Origin of the sequence: Pseudarthrobacter sp. AG30 (assembly GCF_003116525.1) — a bacterium.
GTDB lineage: Bacteria > Actinomycetota > Actinomycetes > Actinomycetales > Micrococcaceae > Arthrobacter.
In genome coordinates, this window is sequence record NZ_QEHL01000022.1 from 29,243 (window position 1) to 46,556 (window position 17,314).

The 17,314-nt window shown below is 61.1% G+C and carries 11 protein-coding genes; 4 read left to right on the forward strand and 7 right to left on the reverse strand.

Translation table 11 applies throughout. The features are described 5' to 3' along the window. The first annotated feature begins 447 nt into the window (after window positions 1-447). Together DC347_RS17905 and DC347_RS17910 are read left to right on the forward strand one after the other, a co-directional pair. Window positions 448-4,005, forward strand: a complete 3,558-nt coding sequence (locus DC347_RS17905; RefSeq protein WP_133247106.1) for an SIR2 family protein — start codon at window positions 448-450, stop codon at window positions 4,003-4,005. Window positions 4,006-4,165: 160 nt separating this feature from the next. Then, the gene (locus tag DC347_RS17910) at window positions 4,166-4,831 is read left to right on the forward strand and encodes a hypothetical protein (RefSeq protein ID WP_109863904.1); all 666 of its coding nucleotides are present in this window, start codon (window positions 4,166-4,168) and stop codon (window positions 4,829-4,831) included. A 335-nt stretch (window positions 4,832-5,166) separates the two neighbouring features. Here the strand turns inward: DC347_RS17910 and DC347_RS17915 are convergent, their stop codons facing one another. From DC347_RS17915 to DC347_RS17930, 4 genes are all read right to left on the reverse strand, one after another. Then, window positions 5,167-5,490: a hypothetical protein gene (locus DC347_RS17915; protein ID WP_109863905.1), complete on the reverse strand. Its 324-nt coding sequence runs from the start codon at window positions 5,488-5,490 to the stop codon at window positions 5,167-5,169. 593 nt (window positions 5,491-6,083) lie between these two features. Continuing rightward, a complete protein-coding gene (locus tag DC347_RS17920; protein ID WP_109863906.1) occupies window positions 6,084-7,154 on the reverse strand; it encodes a hypothetical protein in 1,071 nt (356 codons plus the stop codon). 612 nt (window positions 7,155-7,766) lie between these two features. Beyond that, window positions 7,767-8,027: a hypothetical protein gene (locus DC347_RS17925; RefSeq protein WP_109863907.1), complete on the reverse strand. Its 261-nt coding sequence runs from the start codon at window positions 8,025-8,027 to the stop codon at window positions 7,767-7,769. Further along, window positions 8,024-8,311 (reverse strand): hypothetical protein, encoded by a 288-nt coding sequence (locus tag DC347_RS17930; RefSeq protein ID WP_109863908.1) that lies wholly within the window; start codon window positions 8,309-8,311, stop codon window positions 8,024-8,026. The genes DC347_RS17925 and DC347_RS17930 overlap by 4 nt, the downstream gene beginning before the upstream one ends. 341 nt (window positions 8,312-8,652) lie before the next feature. Here DC347_RS17930 and DC347_RS17935 point away from each other — a divergent pair, with 341 nt between their 5' ends. Next, window positions 8,653-9,699, forward strand: a complete 1,047-nt coding sequence (locus tag DC347_RS17935) for a DNA methyltransferase (RefSeq protein ID WP_240617847.1) — start codon at window positions 8,653-8,655, stop codon at window positions 9,697-9,699. Between the two features lie 79 nt (window positions 9,700-9,778). Here DC347_RS17935 and DC347_RS17940 read toward each other — a convergent pair whose 3' ends face one another. The 3 genes from DC347_RS17940 to DC347_RS17950 all read right to left on the reverse strand — a co-directional run bounded on the left by DC347_RS17940 (window position 9,779) and on the right by DC347_RS17950 (window position 14,282). Further along, window positions 9,779-10,354 (reverse strand): recombinase family protein, encoded by a 576-nt coding sequence (locus DC347_RS17940; RefSeq protein ID WP_206073961.1) that lies wholly within the window; start codon window positions 10,352-10,354, stop codon window positions 9,779-9,781. 148 nt (window positions 10,355-10,502) lie between these two features. Then, window positions 10,503-10,958, reverse strand: a complete 456-nt coding sequence (locus DC347_RS17945) for a hypothetical protein (RefSeq protein ID WP_109863910.1) — start codon at window positions 10,956-10,958, stop codon at window positions 10,503-10,505. A gap of 324 nt (window positions 10,959-11,282) precedes the next feature. Next, window positions 11,283-14,282 (reverse strand): DUF3854 domain-containing protein, encoded by a 3,000-nt coding sequence (locus tag DC347_RS17950; protein WP_240617844.1) that lies wholly within the window; start codon window positions 14,280-14,282, stop codon window positions 11,283-11,285. A 1,605-nt stretch (window positions 14,283-15,887) separates the two neighbouring features. On the opposite strand from DC347_RS17950, the gene DC347_RS17955 reads away from it, so the two are divergent. Next, window positions 15,888-17,288, forward strand: a complete 1,401-nt coding sequence (locus DC347_RS17955; RefSeq protein ID WP_240617845.1) for a hypothetical protein — start codon at window positions 15,888-15,890, stop codon at window positions 17,286-17,288. The last annotated feature ends 26 nt before the right edge of the window (window positions 17,289-17,314 follow it).

Genomic DNA, 17,314 nt, shown 5'->3' on the forward strand with positions numbered 1-17,314 from the left:
GTGTCCGGTCGTCGATTCGACCTCCTCGTACGCATGCTTTCCGTGACCTTGCGGTTGTGTCCGCCCGCGGACTCATCGTCAGCACTCACATCACTTAGGCCACAGCAGGATTTCTGGACGGACGGCACGCCACAAGCTGTAACTACTTAGACCGGTGCCCCGCCTTGGGAAGCCAGCCGTCTTGTCGTCAAGCCCGGACTCAGTTGGATGCCGGCCTTCAGGATCTCGTTTTGCCTCCAATCGACAGTCCGTTCACGCGTTTGATCGAATCGAGTCGAATCACGTCGGGTCGCGAAATCGCCGCTACCGACTCTCGTGGGAACCGGGCCAACATTCGCTTAGACCTGCCACCTCGTTACGATCGTGTTATTGTCACGTGTCCGATCGTCGAAGCGAACGGACCGATTGCAGCCCGAGTCTGCAATCAGCGCTATTGGGGGGCATCAAATGTGGATAACGAGCGACGTTAATTTGCCGCAAGCCATTCTCGACGCACAATCTGACGGACGCTTAGTATTTTTTGTTGGCGCAGGCGCTTCCGTCGATGAGCCGTCAGGGCTTCCACTTTTCGGCGAATTGGCTCGTGATCTGGCAGAAATGGCAAGGGTACCGTTCAACAAGAACGTCGCACTCGACTTCTTCCTGGGGTCGATGCCGGAGAGTTTCGAAACGCATCGCCACACCCGGAATATCGTCGCCCGCGAAGGCTCCGCACCAAACACCACTCACGCAGCAGTCGTTCGAGTCGCTTCTTCGGTCGGACAGCTGAGGGTCGTCACGACCAACTTCGATAACCACCTTTCGACCGCAGCGGCTGACGGTGGAATTGAGGTGTCCGACATGTGGGTCGGTCCCGCCCTACCGCTCGGGGAAGATTTCGCCGGCATCGTACATCTCCATGGTTCGGTGCTTCGCGAACCTCGAGAGCTCGTTCTCACCGATGGCGATTTTGGGCGGGCCTACCTCACCAATGCCTGGGCGACTCGATTCCTGCTGCCGATGTTCCAGACTTCTACAGTGCTGTTTATCGGTTACAGCCATGAAGACCCGATCATGAGGTACCTCGCCCTTGGCCTTCCGTCGGGGACTCCGCGATACGCCTTCGTGAATGCCGACGAAGTCGACGATGTGAAGTGGACGAGGCTCGGGGTTGAGACGATCGGATACCCGGTCAAGGGTCATAACCACGCTGCACTTGTAGCTGCGCTGGAGGCGTGGGATCTCCGTGCTCGAATGGGGCAGACCGAGCACCGCGCTCGGACCGTCGAAGTTGTCAACGGTGGGCCCGCTCCCCTCACCCCTGTCGACTACGACTACCTCGTCGGACAGCTCAAGACCGCAAGCGGTGCCAGCGAGTTCGTCAACGCTGCCGGAGCTGTTGAACCGACTCTCCAGCTTGCGTGGCTCCACTGGGCGGAGGATCTACCGGAGTTCAAAGCAATCTTCAATGGTCAGGACGGAGACGCCGCGACCACCACCCTTGCAAACTGGTTTTGTCAGGACTTCTTGGCGTCCCCCGAACTTCACGGAGCTGCATTGCAGACCCTGCAACGGTTGGGCCAAACGCTGGGCAACGGGCTCTTCCGTGCTGCAGGTTGGGCAGCAGACGATCTGAGCAAAGCGGATTCTGAAGCTGGGCGGCGATGGAAAGCCTTCCTCGCCACCTCGATCCACGGACGCTCTGGGCCCGTCGCCACAGAGACGCTCCTCTCATATTTCCCTGCTGACCAGGCGGAGGATTTGACGGTTGTCCGGGCCGCGCTCAGACCCTACCTCGCGCTCAAGCGACGATGGTTCCTGAATGACTCCGGGGACCTGACGACTATGCCGGACGCTGAAGTGAAGTGGAAGACCGAGCCGGACAGCCTCAGGGGACACGTCTTGAAGGTCGTCGAATCGACACCTCAAGGAGATCCGAGGCTGGGAACGATACTGGAGGACTCGTTAAGCGCGGCTTACGACCTCCTTGACGCCTACCACGGTCCTCGATCGTGGGATCCGTTGAGCTATGGTCGATCGGCAATCGAACCGCATGGGCAGGACCAATTTTGCGATCCTGTTGACGCAGTCTTAGACGGGCTAAGAGCGTACGGCGAGAAAGCCCTGGTCGCACGCCCCGACCTGCCCGAAAAGTGGTGGTCGCTCGATCGTGCTCTGTTCCGCCGTCTTGCGCTGCATCTGCTCGCAGGCGATGCCTCACGGTCGCACGACGAGAAGATCTCGTGGCTACTCGAACGATCAGTTCTTTTCGAAACCGACCTCAAGCACGAAACCTACCGTGTCCTCAAAGCGTCGGCTGGTAAGGCGTCGAAGGAAGCCCGCACGCACCTTCTTGCGGCCGCACAAGCCGGGCCAATCCAGTCCGAAGACATGCCGGAGCCGGAACGGCACGCGGCCTACGCCATCTACAACTTGCTTGTATGGCTAACCCAGGTCGCGCCCGGATGGTCAGAAGCTGGATCAGCGCTGGAAGCAGCGCGGGAAACAAACCCTGACTTCGCCCCGCGTGAGCATCCCGATTTCGACAGCTGGATGTCGAGCGGCACCTGGGGTGAAAAACTGCCGATGGAACTGGAAGACTTCATCAGATCATTCGAAGGGGACCCCACCGCCGCCGTCGATGACCTTCTCGCACGGGACTACTCCGAACGAGATTTTGACGAACCGGATTGGCGCGGCGCACTTTCTCTCGTGAGCGGGTTGGCTGAGTCCCGCCCAGAACTCGGCGAACAACTCTGGACACTCATCGATGAGCGGCACGACGCTGATTCTCAGGCAAACGATCTTCGACTAGCTACGGTCGAGGGCTGGACAAAGGCGAACCTGGGTGGCGCCGCCGATACTGTCGTCGAACGAGTTGCAGCACAAGTCGCAAATTCCCAATCCGCGCGGTCAGTCAGCCGATTCCTGCTAGAGCAGGTTCGCACGCAGATCGAGAGCGACGAGACGCACGCACTCGCAGCGATGCGACGAATCGCCTACCGGCTCTGGGGAGAACACAGAAAGTCATTCACACACGCGGAGAATGTGGACCCGAATTCGTTCGCTCCGCTCTACCTCAACTCCTGGCCAGGAGACCTCGCCCAATACTGGATGGCCGAAGTTGACCGACGCTGGCGGAATCATCGCGACGATTGGTCGGGCCTCAGCGATGACGAGCAAAACGCGCTGACCCAACTACTCGACGGGCCGCCGCACACCCTCGATGCCACCCGGCCAGCGGTGGCAAGCCACTTGTTCTTCTTATTCGCCGCCGACGCGACCTTCACCAGCGAGCACGTGCTTCCGCTATTCCGCGACGACGCTACTGCGGGGTTGGTTTGGAGTCCTTACCTTCATCACCCGCGCTACAACGACAAACTGCTCGAGGCCGGCCTCCTAGACAGCACGATCGCGGAGTGGGACCGGCTCGGGGATCTCGGATCCCACCTGCAGAGCCAATTCTTCGGACTAGTCGCCTCAATCGTGTCCTTCGCCGGTATCTCTCCAGAGTCACGCCGAGCCTTGCGCGATCAAAGCGTGCTCGCCGACAACGGCGCGCACGCAGCGGACTTCGCTCACGCGGTAGTGCGCTTCCTCGGCGCGGACGGCATCGACGGCGCAGAAGTGTGGAAGCAATGGCTTCGCGACCATCTCACGGCAAGACTTGACGGCTTGCCACGAACCCCTGACGTCGAAGAACTAACCTGCTGGGCAGACGCAGTCCCACACCTCGGCGATGCTATTCCGGAGGCGACCGAACTGCTTGGCAACCACAGCATAGGTCTGGGCGATCGATTCTTCCATCCGGACATCCCTGAAAAGGCGCTCTCCGCTCATGGCCCTACTCTGGTGTCACACTTCGCGGAACGCGTTCTCAACTCGTCACCCAGCAACTACTCCATCGTCCATCAGGTGAAAGAGCTGATCAGTGCGTTACGCAGCGCCCTCGGGGACACAGGTGTGCAGCCGTTAGTGCACGCGGCGACGGTTAGGGGATTCCTTGGCGGCAGCCCCCCTTACTGATACCCGTGATCACCGCATACTGCTACGAAGCCCAAAGCCAAAGTGGCATACCGGCGACGGTGTCGTACCTGTTCACGGGGACCCGCCCGCCGGCCCAGCGGCGCCCGGCCTCGCCAAAGGGGTCGGATAGTCTGACCATCAATCGACGAGGTGAGGGCAGATGGACGAGCAGCAAGCAGTAGTGGCCGTGGCGAAAGCATTGGACCGCATTCCCGAAGAGAATTTCACCGCATGGCCCGGCGGGTGGCCTGACCAAATCGGGATGGCTCTTGTCGATGCAGTGTTCTCCATCCGGGCTGTCTACAAGACGAAGGACCCAGTCAAAGGCGTCCTCGGCAGGGCTAACTCGTTCCTAGACGCCTACCCCGACGCCGCTAACGACCTTGAGTGCTTGCTCAGCCTCGGCGAGATGCGAATAAGGAAGGTCATGGGGAACGGCAAGACCGTCGGACGCTACAAGAGCGAATGCATCATCGAAGCGGCCTGCAACTTCCTTTCCCTCACTCCCCCTGTTCGCACCGCAGCGCACCTGCGTGCACTCGATCCGGACCATAAAAGGGCCTACACAGAAGTAAAGGGCCTCGGGGACGTTACATACGAGTACCTCACCATGCTGCTCGGTCAGCCAGGGATTAAAGCAGACCGAATGATCCGCGGCTTTGTCGATGCTGCACTGGAAGAACAGCATCTGGCGCCAGTGAAGGCGGAAACTGCCAGAAGGATCGTCGCGGCCGTGCATGCTGCGGAGCGCCCCGATGTAGAGCTTCAGAAGTTCGACCATGCGATCTGGATGTACCAGCGCGATCTTCCTAAAGGCGCTAACTAGCTCCCGCCGGTCCGGTACCTATGATCGCCTGGAACCGGGTGCACCGAAGACTCGGGGGCGGCAGGCTTGGTAGCTCCGAGCGGCCCGGTTATCGAGCTTCCCGTCCGCCCGACGGGAAAGGTCAGGTTCGGGACCTTTGTCATTCCTGGCGAAGTTCAGGTTCGAGGAATTCGGCCGTGTTGGTTTGGCCCCTGTTGGCCGTCCAGCTTCTATACGATAACCAAACGAACTCCCGGCCGGAGGAATGCCAGCGACTTACAGCCAGTTGGGCAAGAATTCTTGTCGACGCCGCGGCGGAGCGCACATCCCGTGGGTGGTGCGCTCCACATTGAGGGTTAGACGCTGACGTAGCTCAGCGCAGTGTTCGCGAGATCTTCCATTGAGAGGACACCTTGGACAGCGCCAGCACGCGTGAGCTCCTGGGCCAGGATGTCTGCGACTTTCTCGGCTGACTCGTAGGATTCCGTGTGAACTGCGATTTCCCGCTCACCAGTTTGGGCAAGTTCGATGAGAACGACATGCGTGGCCGGGTCACCGACAGCGAAGAGACTGCCGTTGGCCTCTCCCAACTGGGCGAGGGTACTCACTTCGTGGACCTCGATCCGACCGATAAGGGCAGTGTCAATGTAACTGCCGTCAAGCTTAAGGAGGCGGGGCATAATGACCTTCCGTTAGTAAAGGGCCGTCCAGACGAGCGTCTAGGACGGGTTTTGCTACCAGTATGTGTGCGGCGTCGGATTTCTTCCTTCCCGGCGGACGCCAACCGTAGTGATGATTAAGATGGGTTGACAATATGGCTCGGCAGTGTGGTTTTCATTTGGACGAACGGAACATTCTTGCCATTCAATCTCTGAGCGAGCTGCAATTTGATCCGCTCTCCCGAAGTTAACGGCGGAGTTACTCATGAGAACGGTCAAGCAGACAAGGCCCCGTCCTACGCAGCCCATGGCGGGCATCTCCAGAAGACTGGCCGACGACTCTTTGGACTGCGGAAGAACGGTCCTATAGATGTCCCACCGCGCGCCTCGAGACCAGCTGTATGCAGCCCTGCACAACGCAAAAAGCGCCGTGGTTGCCGACGGAGTCCCAACTGCCGGGCGATGATGACGGCATTCAGATGCCCACTGAGCCCAGGCAGGCGCACGAAGTCGTGCTACGACTGGCCCGTTGGTCGAAGACCAGAGGCCCGCGGGCGGTCCCATCGAGCGTCGAGACAAGGTTCCAGTCTTACGCGGCAGCCGGGCCCAGCCACCTACCCCCAGTCAATCTCGTATCCGTGGAGGATCCCAGACCGATGCTGCGCGCTGTGGTCCTCCCACAAGGGCCGGCCGGGAAGTATCCGCAACAACCCCGTCCTGCACGCGAGAAGTCTGCACCCCAACGTTCCCTTTGCAGCGGATTTCACGCGCTTGCTGGTGTCCAAATGGAGGTGTTTCAGGACGGCCCCAGAGCTGGAATCGTTCTGTGCAACGGCCTCTCGCATCCGCCAGTTCTTGTGGACTGCTGTCTCGCGGATACTCCTCGCGCTGAGGTTCGGGTTCCGGCCGGAGGCGTAACGAGTCTCTGCATCCGTGTCTGCCAAGAGCTGGTCAAGAACGTCTGCGGGCGTACTGGGGTTAGCCGCGACGTGTCGTCGAACGGAAGCAGGTGGTCGTTGCTGATAGAGCCGGCGAAGGAGGTCCTCCGGGGTCGACTCGTTATCGGCCACCCCCATGAGCGCCTCTCTGCCAAGGGCGCCGCGAATGATCCGGGTCTTCCCGCCTACCAGCTCCTCGAGGACTGACACTGGCAGGCGGGGGTTAGAGAACAGCCAGCGGACCCGGCCGCTCGGGACTGAGCCAATGTCCATGCACATCTGGACCAGACGTTGAACAGGCATATTGGGGTGATCGAGTGCGGCGCCGATAACGTCGACATCCCCGCTGTTCGAGCTGTAAAGTCCACGGTCCGGGTCACGGTAAGGGTCTCGCGACATCAGGAGGAGGACTTCGCTTGAGGTTGAGGTGGAATAGGCGAAGGAGCGCACATTCTTTCTGAATCGCCGCACGTAGTTGGAAAGGTACCGAAAAGACGTCATCCGCCCTTCAGCAGACTTCTCTGTCTCCACTTCCGCAGGCCCCAGCATCATGACAATCGGTAGCGGCACCTCTGCATCCCCGCTTTCCTGCTCCGCCAGCTCCCACATTTTCGCCCTCGTCGTCTGCCACGAGCCATAGAAGGCCCGTTCAATTTCGAAGCGATATGCCACCATGTCATCAACATATGGGGCCGGTTTACGGTACGCACCAGGAGTGGTTATACCAAGGTCTTCAAGGTCAAGCATTTCGATCCTTCATCCTTTTCTTTTCGAATTTTGCGATGCCTGCGTCGCTGCGCGTAGTTGAACGCTCGTCTTTTCTTGCGTGTGACGTATGGACTCCCGTGGGCCCTTTCCCGCTCGTCAGGTTGGGATTCCCACGGATGGGAAAGACGCCCGTCCACTTTGGATAACCATTCCGCCTCCGCAAGCACGAAAGGAGCTTCAGGTGAGTAGTGTCGAAGGGGCTGGCGCTGTCCGCCCATCACGTTCCTGGTCGTGGTTCAGCACGGGATGCAGCCTTTGCCGCCCTCACGAGGTCGAGTCGACAAATTATGCAACTGCATTTGAGTCTCCGGAAACTGGGCCAGCGCCGCGGCTTCGGACGTGCCCGCGGAAATCGGTGCGCGACGTGGCCGGACCCAGCCCAGCTTGCCGGAGACTTATGGTTCATGGAGACGGATTCGGCGCTCGGGGAGCCGAACCAATCTTCGAAATTGCCCGACCTTGGCAGGCTCCAGGCCTTATATCGGCTCTTCGTTCGTCCGTCGGGAGTTTTAGTTCTTCGCGACGACGGCTGGGGGACTTCCCAGCTGAGTTCGGGGATGCCCTAGCGCTTTCGGGCCGCTGTCCGACTATTCAGGGCCTCGGAAGGATACGGTAGCCGTGATCGGTGAGCTCGGCGGCGGCCGACTGAACGGCTTCTTTCTGAGCTTCGCGAGTCTCCCCCGGCCATGTCAGGTCCCACCGCTTTGTCCCCGTGTTCGCCCGGGAGTTGAACTCCGCCGAAGTGGCGTACCGGCCGACGATTTCAATCACGTCATTTGCGACGCTCTCGTTCACCAAGAGCTTCGAGAGGTTGAGCGCGACATCCATGTCCTTGTCTTTCGCGGTGTTCATCGGCTCTTCCGTTCGTCGGTCGGGACGTTGTGCTGTTGCGTCTTTGGCTCGGCAGCGATGTTGGCAAGCTCGGACACGTCTCCGGGCTCCCATCCCATTGCCCTGTACTTGAGGATTGTTGTCTGTTCGCGCGCGACGATGGCGTTGCCGTCACTGACGGGCGAATCGAGGAGTGTGGCGATCCGGGCGAGCCAGGTGACATCGTCGATGTCGGCGGCTTCGAGGTGCGTCAGTTTTCCACGGGCTTCCAGGATCTCGTCCGGTGAGTACGTTTTTGCTGTCATGATCAAACTTTCTACGTGTTGTGAATTTGCTGGTTCGGCACAAACCATCCGCAGCGGTTTTTTAGACCGATGGGGCTGGTTGAGGGCCGGAGACCGCATCCCCGGTTGGACGGCCCTTCCGGGGATGTCCTTCATGTGTGCGGCGTCCTGTCAAAACCTCACCGGTTGCTCCGCAACCGGCTCAGAATTCCCGAACTACCTGCTATGTGTGCGGACTGTCGGCAAACTCTCTCCACATGGGCCAGAATTAAGCAGTGAGCCACGCGGGGACCAATTCAATCCATATAGGGGACGCCCGGAGCGTTTTGCCCGAACTCATCGCCGACGGGCACGGGAACTCCGTGAAGCTGTGCTATCTGGATCCCCCGTTCAACACAGGCGGAGCTACGGCAACAAGGGGCCACTATCGGGACCACAGGACCTCCGGCGCCTGGACAGAAATGATGCGCGAGGTCATGCACAGCGTACGAACCCTGCTGCGCGACGACGGGTCGGTATGGCTTCACCTGGACGCCAATGAGCTGAGCAGCGGACTCCAGATCTGCGAGGCGGTTTTCGGCGCCCGGAATTCGGTCACAATCATCACCTGGGAAAAGACACGGCGACCGGCGTTCCTTCACGGACAAATCTCGTCAGTCACGGACTACATCGTTGTCTTCGGAAAGGACCGAAGGAGACTGGCTCCGTTCACCGAGGGTGTCACCGAGCCAGGCAAGAGGATCCCCCTTGCGCACAGAGGAAACCCGGTCGCTCAGCTGGTCTTTCCACCAGGCACAGTGAGATTTAACTGTGCGGACAAAACATATCTTGCGGGGGACCATTCCTCTCCCGGCATTGACGCCCGACTGCTGGAAGACGTCACCACAGGTGGTGGCCGCAATGAGACCTGGCTTCGGATGAGCCTGCCCTCACGGTATTCGGCAGCCAAGCTCGCCCGGCTGATTGCTGAGGGGTCAGATTTCCTCATACCGAAAGTGCCATTTCGTCCCAGCCTCATCGCGGCCGGCGGGAAGCCGAAGATGATCAGCAATCTATGGTCCTGGCAATTGGAACCGGTCGAGACCAACGAGGATGCTGCCAGACAGCAGGGCCTTCTGAATCCGACCCGCCCCTTCAAATCGGCCAAGCCTGAAGGGTTAATCGGGCGCATCGTGTCGGTGGCCTCCAAGCCTGGCGACCTCGTCCTGGATTGTTTCGCCGGGTCGGGCACGACCGCCGCGGTCGCGGACAAACTTGGACGAAGGTGGATCGCGGTCGAAGAGCAACTGCAAACGGCGAATGACTATCTCAAGCCACGGTTGGCTCATGCTGTCGTACCCCGGTTGGGAGAGACGGCAGAACCGAAGATCGCCGGCCTGCTGCCGGACAGCCAGCCGCAGACGGCGTAGCCGGTTGCCCCTCTCTCGCTTGCCGACGCTCCGCAAGTGGCCGCACCGGCTGACCTCGGTGAAACCCCCAGCTCTAGTCCTACCGTGCTGACGCGCGTTCGAGGGCCCGGTAGACAGTCCCACGAGAAACGGAAAACAGATCCGCGAGTTCGCTAACGGTGTGGTCGCCGACAATGTGCAGAGCCACTAGATGCTCCTCCTGCTTAGGGTTGAGCTTCGGTTGCTTGCCGCGGAGCCTTCCCCTAGCTTTGGCTAACTGCATGCCCTGTCGCGTCCGGGACCGGATCAAATCAGACTCGAACTCGGCGACCATGGCAAGGGCGTTGTAGAGCAGGCGGGCCGTGGGATCCTTTGGGTCGTGGACCGAGGTTCCCAGCTGGAGACTCACGCCCATGCTTGTTAACTCCTCGACGATGTCGCGGGCGTCGGGCAAGGATCGCGCCAGCCTGTCCAATTTCGCCACGACAAGTACGTCAGATTCGCGGACTGCGGCCATAGCCTCACGAAGACCTGGGCGGTCCCGGTTGGTTCCGGTCAGCCCGTGGTCAAAATATATGCGCGTGGCGCCAAGCTCGCGCAACTGTTGGCGTTGGGCGGCGAGGTCCTGCTGTGCCGTACTGCATCTGGCGTATCCGATTTTCATCTTCTTCTCCATCGTGTTCGTTTAGCCCCCGTTCTCCGGACAGTTCACCGGACGGGTCTTACGGACGCACTTAGTGGGGACCTTGCGTGTTTTCCTGTGTGTACCGGTAGCCGATCCCCTAACGGACACCTGGTGGTGGACCTGACAGGGGCGACCCCTCTCACTCCACTGCGGCGAGGTTGATCAACATCTGTGCCCTCCACGCGGGTTCGGTCAGGAGGAATGCATGGGCGACAAAATCGACTTCAAACTCCCCGGAGAAGGAGAGCTCCTCCAGGGCCTCCCCGAACTCGAGCAGCCTGTCCTTGGGGTTGTCCTCCTCCGGATAGACCGCCGCGCAGAACTGGGACATCCATTCCTTCGCTGCTGCCAACGTTTGGACTCGGGGGACGACTTCCGCGAATGCGTAACCATTGTCGCGGTCCGCCAGAATGGTGTCCTGGTGGTCTGCGACCCAGCCGGCTGAGTATGGAACAGCGTCCTTGAGGTGGAGGGCTACGGCACCGAGGAACAGCACGTCCTCGAGCATGTCTTCGATGACGCCGTAAGGCGAGCTACTGATCCCGTCGCTGGCCCTTTGGATGGCCCCCGGATGATAGCGGTAGTGCTCGTACATGTACTTCTCCTCTGAGCGGCTGATTGTGTACCCCTCATGTGTGCGGAGCGCGGAAGAAGTCTCACCACTCCCGGCAACTGGAATGACCCAAACGAAACACAGGTGGCGGTGCGCCGTCTGGAAACACCCCTGGGAGTGTGGGGAAGATTGCGCCCTGTAACAGCGGCCGCACCGCGGCAGGACGGCTGAGGTGCGGTCGATTGCCGAGAGTCGGGGGCGGTCATCCTGCGAACAAGAGCGAATGCGCATCGTGCTGCTTGGGGCCCGCGGTTGCGGGCCCCAAGCGTGAAGCGTGTTACTTGTCGTTCCTGGACGTCATCGATCTCACTCTTCTGGACGCTGGCCATCGTTGAGGAGGACGGCCACCTCGATGGGGACACCGGAGATCTTGTTGTGTCGGTGTGTGGACTTGGGCTTGCCGCCCGACTCACCGTTCCTCGTGATGAATTGCGGCGTGAGTTTTTCTTCCCACGCTGCCCGCCATCCGACAGTCGGCTTCTGGCCGAAGGGGACAAGGTCCTTGTGGGCTTTCTGCGCGGCGTTGAAGGCAGTGTCCACCGCGAAGAGGACGACTTTGTGCGGTTGGCGGTTTTTGTCCATGAGGGTCACGACGGTGCCGATGTTCTTCCCGGAAGCACGGAGGGCTCCGTCGTGACCTCCGGCCGCCCAGCCGAGCCTGCTGTTGACCATTGCTTCGGACTCCCCCGTCCCCTCGATCGGAGGCCGGGATGGGTCTTCGCCCGAGATAACGTGGGCTTCACCGGACGCGAGGAGCTGGGCCAGTGCCCTGACAAGAGAAATGCCTGGCGCTGACTGCTGGTTCTCGGCGTGGGCGTTGGTAACCAGCTGGATGACCGACATGGACATGTCCCCGTCCACGGCGAACTGTTCGACGAAGTCATCGTCCATGTCCAGCTCCCGTGCAAGGTTTTCGAGGATAAAGAACGTCAGCAGAACGTCGGCGGCCAGAGTCGAGATCCGTTCCTTATTTCCCGAGGCAGCCCCCATCTCCGTCATCAGGTCCTTGATCTGGCCCTTCAGCTGTGTTCGGGCGCGTTCCAAGTTTTTGGCGTAGTAGGCCCAGCCCCCGGGGCATGTCGTGGCGGCGTAGCGGATGTACTTGATCAGCTGGAAGGTGAACCGGGCGGGCGTGCCGCGTTCGAGTGCGAGATCGTTCAGGGCGTCGGTAGGTGCACTGTCCGGGTGCAGTTTGCCTTTGCCCATGTAGATCGGGATGATCCGCTCCCTGACAGAGGGAGTGCTCAGTTCGTTCTCACCCGTCATGATCAGCTGCGTCATCGGCTTGTTCGATTTCTTTGCCGTCATGTCCGAGTTCATGCGCAGCTTCGTGGCGTTGTTGAAGATGGCGCGGGTGATGTCGCCGAGCTTGGCGTCCTCCTGTTCCGCCTGGCGGCGCACAGGTGACGGAGCCAGGTCATCGATCACCCAGATAGGGGTGCGAGCAACGGCGTTCTCCATGGCCGCCACCGTGTCCTTGGCCGAACCGGGCAACTCCTCGTGCCAGTCGCCGCGGTGGCGGGCCCAGAAGTGCATCATGTTTTCAGCCAGAAATCCTTTGCCCTTGCCTTTGGGCCCATAGATATAGACGGTAGCCTTTGGGCGGAGGGGGATGGTGGGCCGCAAGGGGACGACCACGGCGAGAGTGGCAGTGGACAGATCGGTCCAGGCCCCGGAGTGGACGTAGGCGTTCATGATGGTCCGGAAATTCCTCCGGGTCTCCTCACGGAATTCGTCGTCGTCGAAGTCACCAGTCTCGTTCTCGCCGACACCGTACTTCTGGACAACCTCGATCTCGCGGGCGCTGACACCAGGCAGCACGTTGGAGGTGGCTTCCGCGCCGCCGACGATTTGGTCCCCGACGACGAATACGGGGTCACCGTCCTGAACTGGGACCCAGCCCATCTGCATCCAGCGTGTCTTCAACGCAATCTCTTCAGGCCGGTTCGACTTGATGGCCGAGAGCCAGTTCTTGCCTTCAGGGCCCGAGGGAGGCCATTCCGGGTGGAGCAGCAGCGGTGGCGGGATCGAGGCTTTCTTCCGGTCCCATTCTTCGGGCTTGTAGCCCAGGATGGATTCGGGGCCGGTGATGGTGGCGGTATGGTCACGACCGTTGAGGTGCCAGGAGACCTCGATCTCGACCTGCGCGTCATCGATGTCCTCGTTCTTGACGTTCGGGTTGAAGATGCCGGTCTTCAACTCCTGGTCGGTCGGCTGGCGACAGGCTGTCAGCGCCACGACGCGGCCACCGATATTGGTGCGCTTCTCCCACCGGTACTCGCGGATGGTGCCGGCGCCGCTTTTAACGGCAACACACTCTTCCACGAACTGGCCGGTTGATCCGACCCGCCAATTGCCGGGCTTGTCCTCGACGTTCCTTGCCGGGGCGTCGGGCATGACGTCGTCGAGCTGGTTAGTCAGGGCAGCCCAGTTGCCGTGCTTGGCCAAGAAGTCGTCCACGCCGGCCTTCGCCATCGCCCCGTTGTCTTCGGCGGTGACCTCCGGATTCAGGTACAGGACCTCGGACATCTTGGACTTGTCCAGCAGCTGGGTTGAGAGCTTGTTCGCGGCAGCGTGCACGGCAGGGTTGACGGCGATGTCGGCGTCGAAAGCGATCCAGCCGGTGCGGTCCTTGAGGGTGATTTCGCGCCAGTCGACGGCGTTGCCGGAGGCGTTGTAGACACCCCCAATTGAGACGATCAGGACCCGGTCGTTCTGGGGGATCCTCTCAAGCAGTTCACGAAGCTTGGCTACCGGGTTCTCGACCCCTTCAGAGCGGAGTTCGGAGTAGCTGATGCCGTTGTGAACCAGGTATGCAGAAAGTGCGGAATCGCCCTTGAGCATCCCTTCGGCGAACATGACTACCGGCGTGGTATCGATCCAGTCGGTCGGGATGGCCGGGTGCACGTCCAGGGGTGTGCCGATGTTGGCGACGAATTCGTACTTCAGCGGTTTGCCGGCGTCGTTGTTTTCAGGGAATTCGGGGCGGACCTGGTAGGTGTGCGGGACCGGTTCTTGCCCCTCACGGGCCGCTTTCGCGCTTCCGGCCAGCGAGTACCACGGCATGAGCATGCCGTCCTTGCCCGGGGCCGAGAGGGACCGTTTGAAACGCTTACCCTGGCTGGAATTGCCGACCACCTGCATGGCGCGGGCCATCTGGTCGTAGTTGGTTTTGTCGATCCGGGCGTAGCCGCGTGCGGCAGCGATCAGCGGCGCGACGCCGGAGTCGGCCAGCTTGTGGGCGCCGGAGCCGGTAATGCTGGCGGCGTAGTCAGCCGGCCTCCACTGCGGGAGGCCTGCCTCCATCTGAGTGGTGTCTTCCGTTCTGCTCGTTCTTCTGCGATCCTCCACGGCGACGGATTCAGGCATGGCCGCTACCGCCTGCTCCGTACCGAAGGGACCCTGGTCAATGAGTATTTTTATTTGCTCCACGGCTTCCCTATGCGTCAACTTCGCTGACGGCCAACAAAGCCGTCCTATGACGGGTCACAAACCGCCGACCGGGCCAACGACGGGGAGCTGCCGGCCGCGGCGTCCAGCAATCCGGTCCTCACTTACGCCGCAACTATCAGCACTGGCTCGTCTGGCCGGACAGCCGCCTTCCTACACCGCCCCTTTAACCTTTCCGACCCGGGTTGGACCAACGTGTCTAAGACTGGAACCCGCAGATGCAGAGGGAAAAAGAGCCTCCCCTCTACCTCTTTAGACCTTTAGACCAGTTAAAGAAGTAGAGAATAGGCCGCTGACGCTTTCTCACATCCGGCCCAAAACCGAGAAAGAACAACCTCCAGCCCTACTGCTCTCCAAGAAAACGGTCTAACGGTCTAAAACAGAAGCGATCCCGCCCCGAACGGGGCTCTGGACCGCGCCTGCACTGCGATGTCGGTTTCGACTGAGAGGTCCAAGGCACCGACAGCAAAGCCGCCCCAAGTCGAAACTGGTGCGGGAGCCTCCGCTGCCTTCTTCACGCTGAGAACATGGGAAACACACGCGTGATGTTCAACCCGCGGCTTGTCAGCCCGCACGGCGGCGGGATCAACCGCGTCGACCCCTCGGCCACGACCAGCCGGACGGTCGTGCGTCGACATGGCGGCGGCATTGGCGTCGTCAGGATCCCACTACCATCAGCACATCGCACAGCGGTAGCCGATAATCGTCGGCCCCTGCGGGCGGCGATAGCCGACAAGCGCAGACTCAGGACGGCTGTCAAGTGCGTGCGATATAGAAAGAGGCTCGACTCTGACGAGTCTCGCCTGTGATCTCTGTCCGCTTCCAGATCGACAACCAACCCAACTGCCCCCTCCCCCGGATCCCAGTCTCCTGACATTCCTACTAACCAGCGCCGTGCCGGACAGCGCTGCCGCTGCCGTCCCAGAAGTACCAGCGGATTCTCGCTGGCTCGCCCGCTTCGAGACCTCCGTCACCGGGCGGCTGTCCGTTCAGGCGCCTCACAACGCTGTCGCCCGGCGCGCCGACCACCGCAAGCCGCCCCCTCTTACCCCAGCGATCTCATTCCGCGTCATCGGTTAGTAGCGAAACAACCGCTCTACTGCGGCCGTCCTGCACTACAGCAACCGGAAGTAAGGGAAACGGCAGCCCCGTTCCAGGTCCGAGTTGGGCAATTTGCGGCAATTTGCATCCGCGCTTCTGGCAGGCTAAGAGCTGCAAATCGGTGATGTTTCTCGGCGGGCAGCCTTTGTCCCGGCGTCTACGCATGTTCCTTTGTATGAGCAACCTATTGCGGCAGACGCCGTCATCATCGAAGAGATCCTCCCGAAGGTGCCGAGGATCGCACGTCCAGGACATTCCCGCATCTCCCTCTACCGGACCCCGTGCCGAGAGCTCGAGAAGGGGTGTCCAGCACGACTCTCCGTCCGCGGCCTTCGGCAGCACGACCGGCAGGTGTTCCGAGTGAGCGCGCAGCACCCCCGGCGAAAGACGCCCGAAAGCATCCACGCCTCGATGCTGCCGTCTGCGTGCTCCCTGGATGCCGTCAGCACCGCCCAGCGCGTCGACCCATATTGGGACGAACTTTGGGTTCCGGGGTCGCACGCCAACTGGACTACCGCGTACGCCGAACGCTATCGCCGTGACCATGGAGCCGCACCGGGCGTCCCGCCGCGCCTCCTCATGGAACATGACGAATACCTGCCCCTGCTGACCACTAACCGAGGCCGGGTAAACCGCCAGAACGCTTGGTCCGTCATGCACGCCTACCGCACTGTCACAGCAGAACAACTCGCCGCGTTCACCGGGTGCCGGACGTTTCTTGATTACCGGAGCGCACCCCTGGCCGCTTCCTTCGCCAGCGACCTTACCGATTTCGGCTGGTTCCCGGTTCCGCGACGATTGGCCGGCATCCACCCCGGCAGGAACATCTTGTACCGGCCAGCAGCCACGGACGTCTTCAAACGCCTGATTGCACCGACCCTGACCGACCCCGAACTACTGACCGTAACCGGCGGCCAGCCCTGGTCCTCCGGCGGACAATACGACAGGCACAACGTCCTAGGAGCCGAACTGGCCCTCAGAGCTGCCGAGGTGTTGCCCATGGGGACAGTCATGGGCGAATCGTTCGCCTCAGTGGACCTGCTCTTGGGCAGCGGACTCGGCAAGACGGTTAAAAAACCGGACAACCGCCGCGCCGACGGCGTGATCGTCCGCTTGGACGGTCTGCGGATTGCATACGAGATCACGGCAACCGCGTCACGAGGCCTAGAGAACAAGGTCCGTCGGTGGGCACAAGCTCTGGCGGCACACCCGCTCGAAACGTCGGGGCTGGTTATAGTTTTCATCGCAGCCCCGCACCCCGACAGAAAAGACGGAAAGAACCCTCTCACAGCCATCCGCAATGCCGTTAGCGACGTCCTTCGTGACTTCCCCGGGACGGGAACAGACTCCCCCGCCGCACGCATCGGCGTCGCGTCCTGGGCCGACTGGTTCCCTGCCCGCCACGAATTGAGCGAGCTCTTCTTCCGGCTCGAAGCGGATTTCGCCATCGGTGACGGAAAAGGCGCCGCGAAGTGGGCACCGCGCGGGCTCCTCGACGAACAAAAGTTCGAGCCGTGGAAGACCTTCGACGCGACGGCCGTCATCGAGAACGCGCCGCTACTTGGTGCGACGCCGTACTGGCTCCGCGAATCCGGGAAGGATTACACAAAGCTTATCGGCAGCCCCATGGATCGCTCCGGTGAGCCAGTACCTCATCCGACACCCGCCAATCCAAAAACGGCGAAAGGACGGCAACTCGGGGCCGGAGTAGGCTCTGCGAAGGATACGCAACTCCCTCGCAGGCTCCGGATCATCGGATGACGAGCAGGCATGTTGCTCTGGGGAAA